The following is a 15,684-nucleotide window of genomic DNA, read 5'->3' on the forward strand; positions in this document are numbered from 1 at the left end:
GGTTATCCGGGGGGCCAGTTCAGGCCGCGGCCGCCGAGGACGTGCGCGTGGGCGTGCCAGACGGTCTGGCCGGCGCCGCTGCCGGTGTTGAAGACGGTGCGGTAGCTCTCCAGCGACTCGCCTTCGGCGACTCCGCGGGTCTCTGCCAGTACGTCTGCTGCGAGCTGCGGGGCTTCTGCGGCGAGTTCTGCGGCGTTCTTGTAGTGGGCCTTGGGGATCACCAGGATGTGGGTGGGGGCCTGGGGGTTGATGTCCCGGAAGGCGAGGGTGGTGTCGGTCTCCCTGACCACGTCTGCGGGGACTTTGCCCGCGATGATGTTGCAGAAGAGGCAGTCTTCTTGGGGTTCGCCGGCCATTTAGCTGCGCTCGCTTTCGCCGATGATCTTTGCCTCCGGCATCCTAGTCGTTCGGGTGCGGGGTGCGTTGTGGTTGCTCGCGCCCCGCGGCGGAGCCGCTGATCGACACAGCCCCGCGCCCCTAAGAGGTTGGCAAAGTGGGCGGTGTTTTTGCGGGCTGCCTCTCCAGTGCTTCCAGCGCCAGGTCTATTGCCTTGTTCAACTGGGGGTCCTCGTCCCGTGCCCAGTCCTGGGGGCGCATCGGGATCTCCACGTCGGGGTCCACCCCGTGGTTCTCCACGTCCCAGCCTGCGCCCTCCAGCCAGAAGGCGTACTTGGGCTGGGTGATGACCGTGCCGTCGACCAGGGTGTAGCGGCTGTCGATGCCGATGACTCCGCCCCAGGTGCGGGTGCCTACCACCGGGCCGATGCCGAGGGCGCGGATCGCGGCGTTGACGATGTCGCCGTCGGAGCCGGAGAACTCGTCGGCCACGGCCACTACGGGGCCTCGGGGGGCGTCCTGGGGGTAGCTCTCGGGGCGCATGCCCCGGGGGAGGTCCCAGCCGACGATGCGGCGGGCGAGCTTCTCCACGATGAGCTGGGAGGTGTTGCCGCCCCGGTTCTCGCGGACGTCGACGACCAGACCCTCGCGGGTGACCTCGACGCGCAGGTCGCGGTGGATCTGGGCCCAGCCGGGGGCCTGCATGTCGGGGACGTGGAGGTAGCCGAGGCGGCCGCCGGAGCGTTCGTGGACGTGGGCGCGGCGGCCGGCGACCCAGGCGTGGTAGCGCAGCGGCTCCTCGTCGGCGAGCGGGACGACGACCGCGTGCCGGGGCTCGCCGCCGCCGGCCGGGGCGACGGTCAGCTCCACGGGCTTCCCCGCGGTGCCCAGCAGCAGCGGGCCGGGGCCGGTCACCGGGTCGACGGGGTGGCCGCCGATGGCGAGGAGGGTGTCGCCGGGGCGTACGGCGACTCCGGGCGCGGCGAGGGGGGAGCGGGCCTCGGGGTCGGAGGTCTCCGAGGGCAGCACCCGGTCGACGCGCCAACTGCCGTCCTCATGACGGGAGATGTCGGCGCCGAGCAGCCCCTGGCGGGCGCCCTCGCCCCAGCTTCCGTGCGGCATGACATAGGCGTGGGAGGCGCCGAGTTCGCCGTGCACCTCCCAGAGGAGGTCCACGAGGTCGTCATGGGTGGCGACGCGTTCGAGGACGGGACGGTAGCGCTCCAGGACGCCGTCCCAGTCGACGCCGCCCATGTCGGGGCGCCAGAAGTTGTCCCGCATGAGCCGGCCGGTCTCGTCGTACATCTGCCGCCACTCGGCGACGGGGTCGACGGTGTGCCGGATGCGGCCGAGGTCGACGGTGACGCGGGCGTCGCCGTCCTCGTCGTCGGAGGCGCGGCGGTCGGCGGGGACGACGCGGAGCCTGCCGTCTGACCACAGCAGGACGCGGCGGCCGTCGCCGCTGACCTCGAACTCGTCGGCGTCGGCGGCCAGGTGCTCCAGCCGGTGCTGGCCGAGGTCGTAGCGCTCCAGCTCCGTCTTGGGGTCGGGGGCGTCCGGGGTGGCGCGGGAGGCGCCGAGGACGCCGCGCACCGGGTGGCGCAGCCAGAGCAGGCCGTCCTTGGCGGCGCGCAGGTTGCCGTACCGGGCGGCCTCGACGGGGAAGGGCACGATGCGGTCGGCGAGCCCGTCGAGGTCGACGCGGGTGACGGGGGTGCCCTCGGCGCCGGGGGTCTCGTCCCGGTCGGGGGTGCCGAAGGGGCGGCCGTGGCGCTGCGGGCCGAAGGGCGAGGGCGTGGTGGCGGCCAGGGTGATGAGGTGCGGGCGGGCGCCCGCCACGAAGGCCAGGTCGAAGACGTGGGTGTCGAAGACCGGGTCGAAGGCGCGGTTGGAGAGGAAGGCGAGGTAGCGGCCGTCGAGGGTGAAGACGGGCTCGTAGTCGGCGAAGCGCAGCGGGGTGGCCTCGGTGACGGTGAGGTCGGTGGTGGCGGCGAGCCGGATCTGGGAGAGCGGGCGCGGGCCGGGGTGGGCCCAGGCGAGCCAGCCGGAGTCGGGTGAGAAGGCCAGGCCGTGCGGGTCGCCGTCCTCGCTGCGGTCGACCTCGCGGATCTCGCCGGTCTCCCGCTCGACCAGCAGCAGCCGGCCGTCGTGGGAGGCGACGGCGGCGCGGGTGCCGTCCGGGGACATGGCCAGTTCGAGCACGCGGCCGAGCTGTCCGGCGCCCAGGCGGCGTGGGGCGGTGCCCGGGGCGAGGCCGGTGGCGGGGGCGAACTCCAGCGCGTCGTCGCCCTCGGCGTCGGTCACCCACACCACCCACTCCTCGCCGCCCGCCCGGAAGGTGCGCGGCAGCCGCGCCCGTACGCCGGGCTCGGCGGCCAGCGCACGGGCCGGTCCGGCGCGGTGGGTGACCCAGTGGACGGTGCCGCGCACGGCGACCGCGCTGCCGCGCCCGGTGTGGTCGGGGGTGGCGGAGTCCAGCCAGCGGGCGGCGTCCAGCACGAAGGGCTGGAGGTCGGTACGGGGGCCGCCGAGCCGGATGCCGGGGCGGCGCGGCTCGGCGCCGTCGAGGTCGTCCAGCACCCAGAGCTGTCCGGCGCTGACATAGACCACACGGGTGCCGTCGCTCGCGGCGTGCCGGGCGTAGAAGCCGCCGAGCGGGGTGTGACGGCGCAGGTCGGAGCCGTCGGCGAGGGAGGAGTACAGGGCGCCGGTGCCCTCGTGGTCGGAGAGGAACGCGAGGCGGTCGCCGACCCAGGAGGGGTACTCGAGGTTGCCGTCCAGCTCCTCGTGCAGCCGGACGAACTCGCCGTCGCCGTCCCGGTCGATCCACAGCTTGCCGGCGGTGCCGCCCCGGTAGCGCTTCCACGCGGAGGCGTCCCGGTTCATCTGGGCGGACAGCAGCACGGTGTGCGGACCGTGGGCGACGGCGCCGACGGGCCCGTACGGGAGGGTGGCGGCCGGGCCGCCGTCGAGCGGGACGGTACGGGCCCAACTGTGGCGGGTGCTGTGCCGTCCGGCCGCGCTGATCGCCAGCACCTCGCCGTCCGGGGTCCAGTCGCGGACCTGGGTGCGGGCGTTGCCCCAGTGGGTCAGGCGCCGGGAGGGTCCGCCGTCCACGGGTGCGGTGTACACCTCGGGGGCGCCGTCGCGCCGTGAGGTCCAGGCGAGGGTGGTGCCGTCGGGCGAGATACGGGGGTGGTTGACGGGGACGCCGTCGGCGCTGACCCGCCAGGCACGGCCGCCGTCCAGCGGGGCCACCCAGACGTCGTCCTCGGCGGTGAAGGTGACCAAGTCCCCCCGCACATGCGGAAATCGGAGGTACGAGGCGGCGTTTTCCGTGGCAGCACCGTGATTCACGCGATCACCCTACGCGCGAACGTCCGCACCCGGCACCGGAATTGATCACTCCTCCTACTTGCCCTGGACCGGCCGGCACGAGGGATCGTTCTCGCACCACAGGGTGCGGGTGACAGTGACGGTCACCGTGGGCCGGGACTGCCCGGGCGGCCGGTAGGTGGCGGGCGGGGTGTAGGCCGGGGTCGCGTCGCAGTCGCCGAGCCCGCTCACCTGGAAGACCTGGCGCCCGCCGACCTTGGCGACGAGATTCCCGCGCACACAGGCCCCGTTCACCGCGCGGGTCACCTTGCCGGTGACGGTGATGTCCCGCCCGTCCCTGGTCTTGCCCTGGCAGTCGACGGTGACCACGGTCGACTCGCTCGGCGACCCACTGGCCGAGGACCCGCCGTCCTGCCGCCCGGTACAGGTCAGCCAACTCACGTCCACACCACGCTTGTTCAGCGCGTCGGTGGCCGTCGAGTCGGTGGTGTAGGCGACCGAGGCCGCCCCCAGCTCCCCCGGATCACATGCCGTCACCGCACCGACGGCGAGCACCGCGAGTCCCCCGGCGGCCAGCATCCGTCCGGCCCGCGGCCGATTCCACCTCGAAGCCCCCATACACCCCAGCGTCCCACCGACACCCCCACGACGGAAGGCCGCATACGGCCAGTCACCCGAACGTGCGGCGCGGGGTTTTCAGGACCAGCGTCCGGTGCGGCCGAGCAGGAGGGCGGTCGCGGCGGTGCCGGCCGTGGAGGTGCGCAGGACGGACGGGCCGAGGACGCAGGCACGGGCGCCGGCCTCCTCGAAGAGCGCCAACTCGTCGCGGGAGACGCCCCCTTCGGGTCCGACGACCAGCACGATCTCACCCTCGGCGGGCAGCTCGGCGGTGGCCAGCGGAACCGACTCGTGCGCGAAGTCGGAGTGCAGCACGGCGGCGAAGTCGGCCTGCGCGAGCAGCGCGGCGACCTGCTTGGTGGAGGCGGCGTCCGCGACCTCGGGGAAGCGCACCCGGCGCGACTGCTTGCCCGCCTCGCGGGCGGTGGAGCGCCACTTGCCCAGCGCCTTCAGCCCCCGCTCGCCCTTCCACTGGGTGATGCAGCGCGACGCCTGCCAGGGCACGATCCGGTCGACCCCGGTCTCCGTCATGGTCTCCACGGCGAGTTCGCCCCGGTCGCCCTTGGGCAGCGCCTGCACCACGGTGATACGCGGCCGGGGCTCGGACTCCTCGCGCACCTCGGGCAGATCGACGATCAGCCGGTCCTTGCCCTCGGTGCCGGTGACCCGGCAGACCGCGTAGCGTCCGGCGCCGTCGGTGAGGACGACCTCCTCGCCGGGCTCCAGCCGCTTCACCGAGACGGCGTGCCGGCCCTCGGGTCCGTCGAGCACGTACCGGGTGCCGTCCGTGCGGAAATGGTCGACGACGAAGACGGGCGCGGTCATCGCGCGTCCCCTCCCTGGGCTCGGACGGGTCGGTACTGGCGCCCCGACTCGCCCCGTACGAGGTTGAGTTCGGCGGCGAGGGTGCGGACGAGTTCGGCCGCGGGCAGCGGCCTGGCCAGCCGGTGGCCCTGGCCCGCCCAGAGCGACATGCCCTGGGCGTCCCCGGCGGCGGTGGCGGCCTTGCGCAGCGGTGCGGTCAGGTGGTGCACGTCGGGGTAGGCGGCGGGCGCGTACGGCCCGTGCTCGCGCAGGAAGCGGTTGGTCAGGGCGCGCGCCGGGCGTCCGGAGAAGGCGCGGGTCAGCTCGGTGCGCGGGAACACCGGGTCGGTCAGCGCCCGCTTGTGGACCTCGGGGGCGCCGGACTCGGGGGTGGCCAGGAAGGCGGTGCCGAGCTGGGCCGCGGTGGCCCCGGCGGCGAGGACGGCGGCGATCTGGGCGCCGCGCATGATGCCTCCGGCGGCGACGACCGGGATCTCGACGGCCTGCGCGACCTGGGTGACCAGGGACAGCAGGCCGAGGCCGGTGCCGTCGTTCTCCGCGAGGTCGCGGTGGGTGCCCTGGTGGCCGCCCGCCTCGACGCCCTGCGCGATCACCGCGTCCGCCCCGGCCCGCTCGACCGCGCGGGCCTCCTCGACGGTGGTGGCGGTGACCAGGGTGACGGTCCCGGCCCGGCGCAGCGCCGCCAGCACCTCCGGGTCGGGCACGCCGAAGTGGAAGGAGACGGCGGCGACGGGATCGTCCAGCAGGACGGCGAGCTTGGCGTCGTAGCCGTCGTCGCGGCCGCCGTCGGGGTCGCCGGTCTCGGTCTCGTACCAGGCGGCCTCACCGGCCAGTTGCTGCGCGTACAGCTCGACGGCGCCGGACTCGGCGTGGGCGGGCTGGGGCAGGAAGAGGTTGACGCCGAAGGGGCGGCTGGTCAGCCCGCGCAGCCGTTTGATCTCGCGGTACATGCCGTCGGCGGTCTTGTAGCCGGCGGCGAGGAAACCGAGCCCTCCGGCCTCGGAGACGGCGGCGGCCAGTTCCGGCACGGCGACACCGCCCGCCATGGGGGCCTGCACGATCGGATGCACGACGAGATCGGCCAGTGCGGAGGACATGCCCGCATGGTTTCATGTCGGCCGGACAAGTCCGAATCCGGCCCGGGCGTGGGGGCGCACGCGGCGCCCCCCGCCGTCAGCGTCCGTTGAACGCGTCCTTCAGCCGGGAGAACAGCCCCTGCTGGCCGGGCTGGAACTGCCCGGTGGGCCGCTCCTCGCCGCGCAGCTTGGACAGCTCCCGCAGCACCCGCTCCTGCTCGGCGTCGAGCTTGGTCGGGGTGGTGACCTCGACGTGCACGATCAGGTCGCCCCGGCCGCCGCCGCGCAGATGCGTGACGCCCCGGTTGTGCAGCGGGATCGACTGGCCGGACTGGGTGCCGGGCCGGATGTCGACCTCCTCCATGCCGTCCAGCGTCTCCAGCGGCACCTTGGTGCCGAGGGCCGCGGCCGTCATCGGGATGGTGACCGTGCAGTGCAGGTCGTCGCCGCGCCGCTGGAAGGTGGAGTGCGGCAGCTCGTGGATCTCGACGTACAGGTCACCGGCGGGGCCGCCGCCGGGGCCGACCTCGCCCTCGCCCGCGAGCTGGATGCGGGTGCCGTTGTCGACACCGGCGGGGATCTTCACGGTCAGCGTGCGCCGGGAGCGGACCCGGCCGTCACCCGCGCACTCGGGGCACGGGGTCGGGACCACGGTGCCGAAGCCCTGGCACTGCGGGCAGGGGCGGGAGGTCATGACCTGGCCCAGGAAGGACCGGGTGACCTGGGAGACCTCGCCGCGGCCGCGGCACATGTCACAGGTCTGCGCGGAGGTGCCGGGGGCGGCGCCCTCGCCGCTGCACGTGTTGCACACGACCGCGGTGTCGACCTGGATGTCCTTGGTCGTACCGAAGGCCGCCTCGTCCAGCTCGACCTCGATCCGGATCATGGCGTCCTGGCCGCGCCGGGTGCGCGAGCGCGGGCCGCGCTGGGACGCCGTACCGAAGAACGCGTCCATGATGTCGGAGAAGTTGCCGAAGCCGCCGGCCCCGAAGCCGCCCGCGCCACCGGCGCCGCCGGCCTGCGAGAGGGGGTCGCCGCCGAGGTCGTAGACCTGCTTCTTCTGCGGGTCCGAGAGCACCTCGTAGGCGGCGTTGATCTCCTTGAACCGCTCCTGGGTCTTCGGATCGGGATTGACGTCCGGATGCAGCTCGCGCGCGAGCCTGCGGAACGCCTTCTTGATCTCATCCTGCGACGCGTCGCGGCGCACGCCGAGAACGGCGTAGTAATCCGTGGCCACTTACGACTCCGCCAGGATCTGTCCGACGTACCGTGCCACTGCGCGTACCGCTCCCATCGTTCCCGGATAGTCCATGCGGGTCGGTCCGACCACGCCGAGCTTGGCAACCGCCTCGCCGCCCGAACCGTAGCCGACCGACACGACGGACGTGGAGTTGAGTCCTTCGTGGGCGTTCTCGTGCCCGATACGCACGGTCACGCCCGGATCTTTGGCTTCGCCGAGGAGTTTGAGGAGCACGACCTGTTCCTCCAGGGCTTCCAGCACGGGCCGGATCACCAGGGGGAAGTCATGTCCGAAACGGGTGAGATTGGCGGTGCCGCCGATCATCAGCCGTTCCTCGTTCTCCTCGACCAGTGTCTCCAGCAGAGTGGAGAGCACTGTGGAGACCGTACCGCGATCCTCCGCCTCGAAGGCATCGGGGAGGTCCTCGACCAGTCGCGGTACGTCGCTGAACCGGCGCCCGGCCACCTTGCTGTTGAGCCGCGCGCGCAGGTCCGCGAGCGGTGCCTCGCCGAACGGGGCGGGGCAGTCGACCATCCGCTGCTCGACCCGGCCGGTGTCGGTGATCAGCACGAGCATCACGCGGGCGGGCGCGAGTGAGAGCAGTTCCACATGCCGCACGGTGGACCGGGTCAGCGAGGGGTACTGCACGACGGCGACCTGCCGGGTGAGCTGCGCGAGCAGCCGGACGGTGCGGGCCACGACGTCGTCCAGGTCGACCGCGCCCTCCAGGAAGTTCTGGATCGCGCGCCGCTCGGGCGCCGTCATCGGCTTCACACCGGCGAGTTTGTCGACGAAGAGCCGGTAGCCCTTGTCGGTGGGGATGCGCCCGGCGCTGGTGTGCGGCTGGGCGATGAACCCCTCCTCCTCCAGCGCGGCCATGTCGTTGCGCACGGTGGCCGGGGAGACGCCGAGGCTGTGCCGCTCGGTGAGGGCCTTGGAGCCGACGGGCTCCTCGGTGCCGACGTAGTCCTGCACGATGGCGCGCAGTACCTGCAGCCTGCGTTCGCTCAGCATGCGCACCTCCGTCACGTCGCCCCACGGCCCTTACGGTCTCCCGCCTGGCACTCTGCGCGTGCGAGTGCCAGACTTCCCCGGCCAGTGTACGGCCGTGGGGTACTCACCGGGCAAGGTCGGTGCGGTCCGCCCGGCTTGTCCCCGGCTCCTTCCCGGCTAGCGTGCGGGCATGACCGTGACTTGGGAAGACCTCGGGTGGGAGCGCTTGGCCGAGGGGGTGGGCCGGTGCCGGCTGCCGGGCTGGGACTGCACGGTGGGGCTGGTCGTGGGCGCGGGCACGGCACTGGTGGTGGACGCGGGGTCGAGCCTCGCGGAGGGGGCCGCGCTGCGGTCCGCGGCGCGGACGCTGGCCGGACGCGATGTGACCCATCTCGCGCTGACCCACCCGCACTTCGATCATGTCCTGGGCGCCCCCGCCTTCGCCGGGGCGGAGGTCTACGGCGCGGTCGGTCTCGACGTGGTCTTCCGCCACGAGCGGGAGGCCCTGCGCCGCGACGCCGTCGAGTACGGGGTCCCGGCCGGGGAGGCGGAGGCCGCCGTACGCGCCCTGGCGCCGCCCGCGCACCTGGTGTCCGGCGAGTGGACGCTCGACCTCGGCGGCGGCCGCCAGGCGCTGCTGGCCAACGTCGGGCCCGGACACACCGCCCACGATCTCGCGGTGCTGGTGCCCGGCTCCCCCGAGGTCGTCTTCTGCGGCGACCTGGTCGAGGAGTCCGGTGAGCCGCAGGCGGGCCCGGACGCGGTGCCGTCGCGCTGGCCGGACGCGCTGGACCGGCTGCTGGCCCTCGGCGGCGAGGACGCGCTGTACGTGCCCGGTCACGGAGCGGTGGTCGACGCGGCCTTCGTACGGCGCCAACGCGACGCCCTGGCAGCACGTTTCGGCGTGTCCTGAGTGCCGCGCCGCGACTTCTCCTATCGTCTGCGGAATGCGCGACTACTCCCCCGACCTGACCGCCCCCTGGAAGAAGCCGCAGCCCGTGCCCGAGGTGGCGGCGGAGGCGGGACTGGTGGTGGAGGAGCCCAGTACCGGGTTCTGCGGGGCGGTGATCCGCTGCGAGGCGGGCACGGTGACGCTGGAGGACCGCTTCGGCAAGCACCGGGTGTTCCCGCTGGAGCCGCGCGGCTTTCTGCTGGAGGGCCGCCCGGTCACCCTGGTCCGCCCGTCCGCCGCCGCCCCGGTGAAGCCCGCCCGCACCGCCTCCGGCTCGGTGGCCGTCCCCGGCGCCCGCGCCCGCGTGGCCCGTCCCGGCCGGATCTACGTCGAGGGCAGGCACGACGCCGAGCTGGTCGAGAAGGTCTGGGGCGACGACCTGCGCATCGAGGGCGTGGTCGTGGAGTACCTGGGAGGCGTGGACGACCTGCCCGCCATCGTGGCCGAATTCGCCCCGGACGCGGACGCCCGCCTGGGCGTCCTGGTGGACCACCTCCGGCCCGGCACCAAGGAGTGGCGCATCGCCGAGTCGGTCACCAGCGACCACGCCCTGGTGGTCGGCCACCCCTACATCGACATCTGGGAGGCGGTGAAGCCCGCCGCCGTCGGCATCCCCGCCTGGCCCCGCGTCCCCCACGGCCAGGACTGGAAGAAGGGCGTCTGCAAGGCCCTCGGCTGGCCGGAGAACACCGGTGCGGTGTGGCAGGCGATCCTGGCGAAGGTGACGTCCTACCGGGACCTGGAGCCGGAGCTGCTGGGCCGGGTGGAGGAACTGATCGACTTCGTCACGGCCGAGGCGTAGCGGGCCGGCCCCTCAGTCCACCAGGTCCCGCACGACCGCGTCCGCCAGCAGCCGTCCCCGCAGGGTGAGGGCCGCGTGGCCCTCGGCGTGGCGGTCGGGGCGGAGGAGGCCGTCGGTGAGGGCGCGGGTGGCGGCGGCCAGGCCGGCCGGCTTCAGGAGGGACAGCGGGACGCCGTCGCGCAGGCGGAGTTCCAGGAGGACGCGTTCGACGCGGCGGTCCTCGTCGGAGAGGAGTTCGCGGCCGGCGCCGGGAGTGCGGCCCGCGGCGAGGGCGGCGGCGTAGGCGCCGGGGTGCTTGACGTTCCACCAGCGCACGCCGCCGACGTGGCTGTGGGCGCCGGGGCCGGCGCCCCACCAGTCGGCGCCACGCCAGTACAGCTCGTTGTGCACGCAGCGGGCCGCCTCGGTGGTGGCCCAGTTGGAGACCTCGTACCAGTGCATGCCCGCCGCGGTGAGCAGTTCCTCGGCGATGAGGTACCGGTCGGCGTGCACGTCGTCGTCGGTCATCGGGACCTCGCCGCGCCGGATGCGCCGGGCGAGCTGGGTGCCCTCCTCGACGATCAGGGCGTAGGCGCTGATGTGGTCGGGGCCCGCGCCGAGCGCCGCTTCGAGGGAGGCGCGCCAGTCGTCGTCGGACTCGCCGGGGGTGCCGTAGATCAGGTCGAGGTTGACGTGCTCGAACCCGGCCGCGCGGGCCTCGGCCACGCATGCCTCGGGGCGGCCGGGGGTGTGGGTGCGGTCGAGGATCCGCAGGACGTGCGGCTTGGCGCTCTGCATGCCGAAGGAGAGCCGGTTGAAGCCGCCCTCGCGCAGGGTGGCCAGGTAGGCCGGGTCGACGGAGTCCGGGTTGGCCTCGGTGGTGATCTCGGCGTCGGGTGCGAGGCCGAACTCGTCCCGGATCGCGCCCAGCATCCGCACGAGGTCACCGGCGGCCAGCAGGGTGGGCGTACCGCCGCCGACGAAGACCGTACGGACCTCGCGGGGGTCGTCGCCGAGCACCTTGCGGGCGAGCCGGATCTCCTCCACGACCATGTCCGCGTAGTTGTCCCGCGAGGCGAGGACGCCGCCCGTGCCGCGCAGCTCGGGGGCGGTGTAGGTGTTGAAGTCGCAGTAGCCGCAGCGGGTCGCGCAGTACGGGACGTGGAGATAGAACCCGAGGGGCCGCTCGGCGGCACCGGCGAGCGCGGCGGCGGGCAGCGCGCCGTCGTCGGGGACGGACTCGCCGTCGGGGAGTGCGGAAGGCATGTCCTCCATTGTCCCGCACCGCGCGGGACCCGGTTCACGGCGCCTTCACCGGGCGCCTTCACTGGGCGCCTTCACTGTGCTTGGAGCACCAGCAGGGCGAGATCGTCCTCGGGTGCGTCCTCGCCGAAGCCGTGCACGAGGGCGCGGATGCGGTCCGCGATGTGCTCGGCGCTCAGGCCGGTGCAGCCGGAGAGGGCGCGGGCGAGGCCGTCGCCGTCGTCGAACTGGTCGGTGCCGGAGCGGCGCTCGGTGACCCCGTCGGTGACGCACAGCAGGCTGTCGCCGGGACGCAGCTCGATGGTCTCGCTGGTGTAGGTCTCGTCCTCGACGACACCGAGCAGGGTCTGCGGCCGGGCGGCGGTGCTGACCCGGCCGTCGGGGCGCAGCACCAGGGGCAGCGGGTGCCCGGCGGAGGCGAGGGTGCAGCGCACGCCGCCGTCGACCGGGGTCAGCTCGCCGTAGAGCAGGGACAGGAACCGGGTCTGCGGGCCGTCGCCGGGGGCGAAGGGTCCGCCTCCGGCGGCGATGAGGGCGCGGGCGGCGGCGTCGGCGGCCTCGGTGGCGTCGTCCAGGAGGAGCTGGTTGAGGCGGTCGAGGACGTCCGCGACGCCGTATCCCTCGCGGGCGAGCAGCCGGAGCCAGGGGCGGGCGAGGCCGATGACGACGGCGGCCTCGGGGCCCTTGCCCTGGACGTCGCCGACGGCGAAGCACCAGCGGCCGTGTCCGGCCGGGAAGAGGTCGTAGAAGTCGCCGCTGGGGCCGCCCTGGTCGCGGGGTTCGTAGACCAGGGCGCTGGTCATGCCGGGGATCTCGGCGACCGCGCCGGGCAGCAGGCCGCGCTGGAGGACGGCGCTGATGGTGGCCTGGCGGGCGTACTGGCGGGCGGCGCCGATGGCGAGGGCGACCCGGCGGCCGAGGTCCTCGATCAGGCCGGTGACCTCTTCGGGGAAGCCGAGCAGTCCGCAGCGGCCGATGAGGAGGGTGCCGAGCGGGCGGCCGCCGGCGATCAGCCGGTAGGCGAGGGCGGCGCCGTGGCTGCCCTCGGGGCCGAGCGCGGTGCCGGGCCAGGGGTAGGGCTCGGGGCCGGAGCGCACGGTGTGGCGGGAGCGCGGGGGTTCCTTCTCCAGAACGCGCTGGAGGTCCTCGATGCGGGCCTCGCTGGTGTGCCAGACGCGGGCGGGGCCGTCGCCGCCGCCGCGTACGGTCGCCTCGTCCTCCAGCCAGATCGCGCACCAGTCCGCGAGCCGGGGCACGATCAACTGGCCGGTGAGGGCGGCGACCAGGTTCTCGTCGAGCTGTCCGGCGAGCAGGTCGGAGGCTTCGGCGAGGAAGGAGAGCGCGCCCCGGCCGAGCCAGTCCCGGTCGCCCGCGGCGCGCTGCGGCTGCGGGGCGAGGGCCTCGGCGGCGACCAGGGCGGGGGCGGGCGCCGGGCCGTCCGGCTCCTCGGTGCCGCCGGGCGGCAGCCGGGCCCAGACGGTCTTGCGGCCGGTGCGGTAGGTGACGCCCCAGGACTCGGCGAGGGTGGCGACCAGGCGCAGCCCGCGCCCGTGCTCGGGGGTCTCGTACGGGGCGTCGTCGGCGGGGTCGCGCGGGGCGCGGGCGGGGTGCTGGTCGTGGACCTCCACGACGAAGGCGCCGCTCTCCTCCAGCCGCCAGTCGACCTCGACCTCGGTGCCGGCGTGGACGACGGCGTTGGTGACGAGTTCGCTGACGACGGCGGTGGCGTCCTCGCCGAGCCGGGCGGCGCCGCCGGGGCCGGTGAGGCCGAGGCCGGCCCAGTCGGCGAAAGCGGCGCGGACCAGGGCGCGGGCGGAGCCGGGGGCGGCGGGGCCGCCGGGGAGGGTGGCGCGGCCCTCGGCGAGCGGGCACGTGCCGGGGGGCGCCGGCGCCTCGTCCGCTCCGGCGCCGCCCGCCCGCTGCACGGGTATGGCCGCCATGTCCATGCGGCCAGGGTGACAGACAGGCGGGGCGCATAAGCACCGAGTCACCGAAGTGAACGCTCGTGACGGCGAACTGCGCTACCGCCCGGCCAGAACACGCTCAATTGTGGTCATGGCCGAAAGAGAACCCGCCGGGGCGGCCGAAAAACCACCCCGGCGGGTGCTGCTCACGCCTCGCGGGTCCCGTTGTACATCTCGTCGATCAGACCCTTGTACTCCCGCTCGACCACGGGCCGCTTCAGCTTCAGGCTCGGCGTGATCTCGCCGTGCTCCACGTCGAGGTCGCGCGGCAGCAGCCGGAACTTCTTGATGGTCTGCCAGCGCTGGAGGCCCTCGTTGAGCTGCTTCACGTACCCGTCGACCAGCTCGACGGTCTGCGGCGCGGCGACGACCTCGGCGTACGACTTGCCCTCCAGGCCGTTGTCGGCGGCCCACTGGAGGATCGTGGGCTCGTCGAGCGCGATGAGGGCCGTGCAGTAGTTCCGGTCGGCGCCGTGCACCAGGATGTTGGAGACGTAGGGGCAGACCGCCTTGAACTGGCCCTCGACCTCGGCGGGCGCGACGTACTTGCCGCCCGAGGTCTTGATGAGGTCCTTCTTGCGGTCGGTGATGCGCAGATAGCCGTCGGCGGACAGCTCGCCGATGTCGCCGGTGTGGAACCAGCCGTCGGACTCCAGCACCTCGGCGGTCTTCTCGGGCTGCTGGTGGTAGCCCTCCATGACGCCGGGGCCGCGCAGCAGGATCTCGCCGTCGTCCGCGATGCGCACCTCGCAGCCGGGCAGCGGCTTGCCGACCGTGCCGGTGCGGTACGCCTCGCCGGGGTTCACGAAGGAGGCGGCGGAGGTCTCGGTGAGGCCGTACCCCTCCAGGATGTGGATGCCGGCGCCCGCGAAGAAGTAGCCGATCTCGGGGGCGAGCGCGGAGGCACCGGAGACGCAGGCGCGCAGTCTGCCGCCGAACGCCTCGCGCAGCTTGCCGTAGACCAGGGCGTCGGCGGCCTTGTGCTTGGCGGCCAGCGCGAACGGCACCGAGGGGGTGCCGGTGCGGCGGAAGCTGTCCTGGGACGCCTTGGCGTACTCGCGGGCGACCTCGGCGGCCCACTGGAAGATCTTGTACTTGGCCGCGCCGCCCTCGCGGGCCTTGGCGGCGACGCCGTTGTAGACCTTCTCGAAGATGCGCGGCACGGCGGCCATGTAGGTCGGCCGGACCACGGGCAGGTTCTCGATGATCTTGTCCACGCGGCCGTCGACCGCGGTGACGTGGCCGACCTCGATCTGGCCGGAGGTGAGCACCTTGCCGAAGACGTGGGCGAGCGGCAGCCAGAGGTACTGGACGTCGTCGGCGGAGACCAGGTCGGTCGAACCGATGGCCCGCGCCATGTAGGCCCAGTTGTCGTGCGGCAGCCGCACACCCTTGGGGCGGCCGGTGGTGCCGGAGGTGTAGATGAGGGTGGCGAGCTGGTCGCGGGTGATCGCGCCGACCCGCTCCTTGATCAGCTCGGGGTGCTGCTCCAGGTAGGCGGTGCCGCGCTTCTCCAGCTCGGCGAGGGTGATCACCCAGTCACCGGTCTCGGCGCCCGCCGGGTCGATCACGACGACCTTGGTCAGCGCGGGCAGCTCGGCCCGCCGCTCCAGCGCCTTGGCGACCTGGGCGGCGTCCTCCGCGATCAGCACCCGGCTCTCGGAGTCGGACAGGATGAACGCCGACTCGTCGGCGTTGGTCTGCGGGTAGACGGTGGTGGTGGCACCGCCCGCGCACATGATGCCGAGGTCGGCCAGAATCCACTCGACGCGGGTCGAGGAGGCGAGCGCCACCCGCTGCTCGGACCCGATCCCCAGCTCGATCAGGCCGGCCGCGATCGCGTACACCCGCTCCGCCGCCTGGCCCCAGGTCAGCGACCGCCACTCGTCGGGGCCCTCGCCGGAGGCCGCCGGGACCGGGTAACGGTATGCCTCGGCGTCCGGTGTGGCCGCCACGCGCTCCAGGAAGAGGGCCGCGACGGACGGCGGACGGTTCTCGATCAGGGTCTGTGTGTCGCTCACGACATCCTCCGGGGCCCGCGACGGTGCGGCTGACTCGGTGCGGCTGGGTGGACTCACGCTGCTTCGAAGCTGTTGTTTAACCCGCGAGTAACTAGCGAGCAGGGATCAGGGTAAGGGGCGACCGGCCACCGCGTAAGGGGCCACGGCCTGTCACTTGGCACCGCAACCCCATCGAGATCCGCCCCCGCACGGCCACCGATACGCGCGGGGGCCCGCCGTACGTGTGTACGGCGGGCCCCGCTTCGCCCGTTTCGCTCCGACAACTCGGCGCGGCCGAGG

Annotated in this window: 12 protein-coding genes; 2 read left to right on the forward strand and 10 right to left on the reverse strand. The window is 73.7% G+C overall.

The annotated features are described in order from the left end of the window. Nucleotides 1–2: 2 nt before the first annotated feature. The 7 genes from ACZ3HQ_RS18525 to hrcA form a co-directional block, all read right to left on the reverse strand. Nucleotides 3–356, reverse strand: a complete 354-nt coding sequence (locus tag ACZ3HQ_RS18525) for a histidine triad nucleotide-binding protein (RefSeq protein ID WP_467512177.1) — start codon at nt 354–356, stop codon at nt 3–5. 121 nt (nt 357–477) lie between these two features. Further along, nucleotides 478–3,693, reverse strand: coding sequence for a S41 family peptidase (locus ACZ3HQ_RS18530; protein ID WP_467512179.1), 3,216 nt, complete (start codon nt 3,691–3,693; stop codon nt 478–480). Nucleotides 3,694–3,747: 54 nt separating this feature from the next. After that, complete coding sequence (locus tag ACZ3HQ_RS18535) at nt 3,748–4,290, reverse strand: hypothetical protein (RefSeq protein ID WP_467512181.1); 543 nt, start codon at nt 4,288–4,290, stop codon at nt 3,748–3,750. A gap of 78 nt (nt 4,291–4,368) precedes the next feature. Next, on the reverse strand, nt 4,369–5,115 hold the full coding sequence (locus ACZ3HQ_RS18540; protein ID WP_467512183.1) for a 16S rRNA (uracil(1498)-N(3))-methyltransferase: 747 nt from the start codon (nt 5,113–5,115) through the stop codon (nt 4,369–4,371). Further along, a complete protein-coding gene (locus tag ACZ3HQ_RS18545; RefSeq protein ID WP_467512185.1) occupies nt 5,112–6,212 on the reverse strand; it encodes a nitronate monooxygenase in 1,101 nt (366 codons plus the stop codon). Before ACZ3HQ_RS18545 ends, ACZ3HQ_RS18540 begins: the two co-directional genes overlap by 4 nt. Nucleotides 6,213–6,288: 76 nt before the next feature. After that, on the reverse strand, nt 6,289–7,428 hold the full coding sequence (dnaJ, locus tag ACZ3HQ_RS18550) for a molecular chaperone DnaJ (protein ID WP_030814887.1): 1,140 nt from the start codon (nt 7,426–7,428) through the stop codon (nt 6,289–6,291). Next, the gene (gene hrcA / locus ACZ3HQ_RS18555; protein ID WP_135785882.1) at nt 7,429–8,445 is read right to left on the reverse strand and encodes a heat-inducible transcriptional repressor HrcA; all 1,017 of its coding nucleotides are present in this window, start codon (nt 8,443–8,445) and stop codon (nt 7,429–7,431) included. A gap of 169 nt (nt 8,446–8,614) precedes the next feature. On the opposite strand from hrcA, the gene ACZ3HQ_RS18560 reads away from it, so the two are divergent. Beyond that, nucleotides 8,615–9,337 carry an MBL fold metallo-hydrolase gene (locus ACZ3HQ_RS18560; protein WP_467512187.1) on the forward strand — a complete coding sequence of 241 codons (723 nt, stop codon included), beginning with the start codon at nt 8,615–8,617 and terminating at the stop codon, nt 9,335–9,337. A 34-nt stretch (nt 9,338–9,371) separates the two neighbouring features. Then, nucleotides 9,372–10,178, forward strand: a complete 807-nt coding sequence (locus ACZ3HQ_RS18565) for a DUF3097 domain-containing protein (protein WP_467512189.1) — start codon at nt 9,372–9,374, stop codon at nt 10,176–10,178. Between the two features lie 12 nt (nt 10,179–10,190). On the opposite strand, the gene hemW is transcribed toward ACZ3HQ_RS18565, so the two are convergent. The 3 genes from hemW to ACZ3HQ_RS18580 all read right to left on the reverse strand — a co-directional run bounded on the left by hemW (nt 10,191) and on the right by ACZ3HQ_RS18580 (nt 15,405). After that, nucleotides 10,191–11,423 carry a radical SAM family heme chaperone HemW gene (gene hemW, locus ACZ3HQ_RS18570; RefSeq protein WP_467512190.1) on the reverse strand — a complete coding sequence of 411 codons (1,233 nt, stop codon included), beginning with the start codon at nt 11,421–11,423 and terminating at the stop codon, nt 10,191–10,193. Nucleotides 11,424–11,494: 71 nt separating this feature from the next. Next, on the reverse strand, nt 11,495–13,360 hold the full coding sequence (locus ACZ3HQ_RS18575; protein ID WP_467512810.1) for a SpoIIE family protein phosphatase: 1,866 nt from the start codon (nt 13,358–13,360) through the stop codon (nt 11,495–11,497). A 170-nt stretch (nt 13,361–13,530) separates the two neighbouring features. Beyond that, a complete protein-coding gene (locus ACZ3HQ_RS18580; RefSeq protein WP_467512192.1) occupies nt 13,531–15,405 on the reverse strand; it encodes an AMP-dependent synthetase/ligase in 1,875 nt (624 codons plus the stop codon). Between the last annotated feature and the right edge of the window lie 279 nt (nt 15,406–15,684).

This window comes from Streptomyces sp. NPDC018263 (assembly GCF_055562575.1).

Excerpts from the sequence above, each read along its gene's own strand:
- ACZ3HQ_RS18560 (WP_467512187.1), top strand. The coding sequence starts at position 8,615 with ATGACCGTGACTTGGGAAGACCTCGGGTGGGAGCGCTTGGCCGAGGGG.
- ACZ3HQ_RS18540 (WP_467512183.1), bottom strand. The coding sequence starts at position 5,115 with ATGACCGCGCCCGTCTTCGTCGTCGACCATTTCCGCACGGACGGCACC.
- hemW (WP_467512190.1), bottom strand. The coding sequence starts at position 11,423 with ATGCCTTCCGCACTCCCCGACGGCGAGTCCGTCCCCGACGACGGCGCG.
- ACZ3HQ_RS18545 (WP_467512185.1), bottom strand. The coding sequence starts at position 6,212 with ATGTCCTCCGCACTGGCCGATCTCGTCGTGCATCCGATCGTGCAGGCC.
- ACZ3HQ_RS18575 (WP_467512810.1), bottom strand. The coding sequence starts at position 13,360 with ATGGCGGCCATACCCGTGCAGCGGGCGGGCGGCGCCGGAGCGGACGAG.
- ACZ3HQ_RS18535 (WP_467512181.1), bottom strand. The coding sequence starts at position 4,290 with ATGGGGGCTTCGAGGTGGAATCGGCCGCGGGCCGGACGGATGCTGGCC.
- ACZ3HQ_RS18525 (WP_467512177.1), bottom strand. The coding sequence starts at position 356 with ATGGCCGGCGAACCCCAAGAAGACTGCCTCTTCTGCAACATCATCGCG.
- ACZ3HQ_RS18565 (WP_467512189.1), top strand. The coding sequence starts at position 9,372 with ATGCGCGACTACTCCCCCGACCTGACCGCCCCCTGGAAGAAGCCGCAG.
- hrcA (WP_135785882.1), bottom strand. The coding sequence starts at position 8,445 with ATGCTGAGCGAACGCAGGCTGCAGGTACTGCGCGCCATCGTGCAGGAC.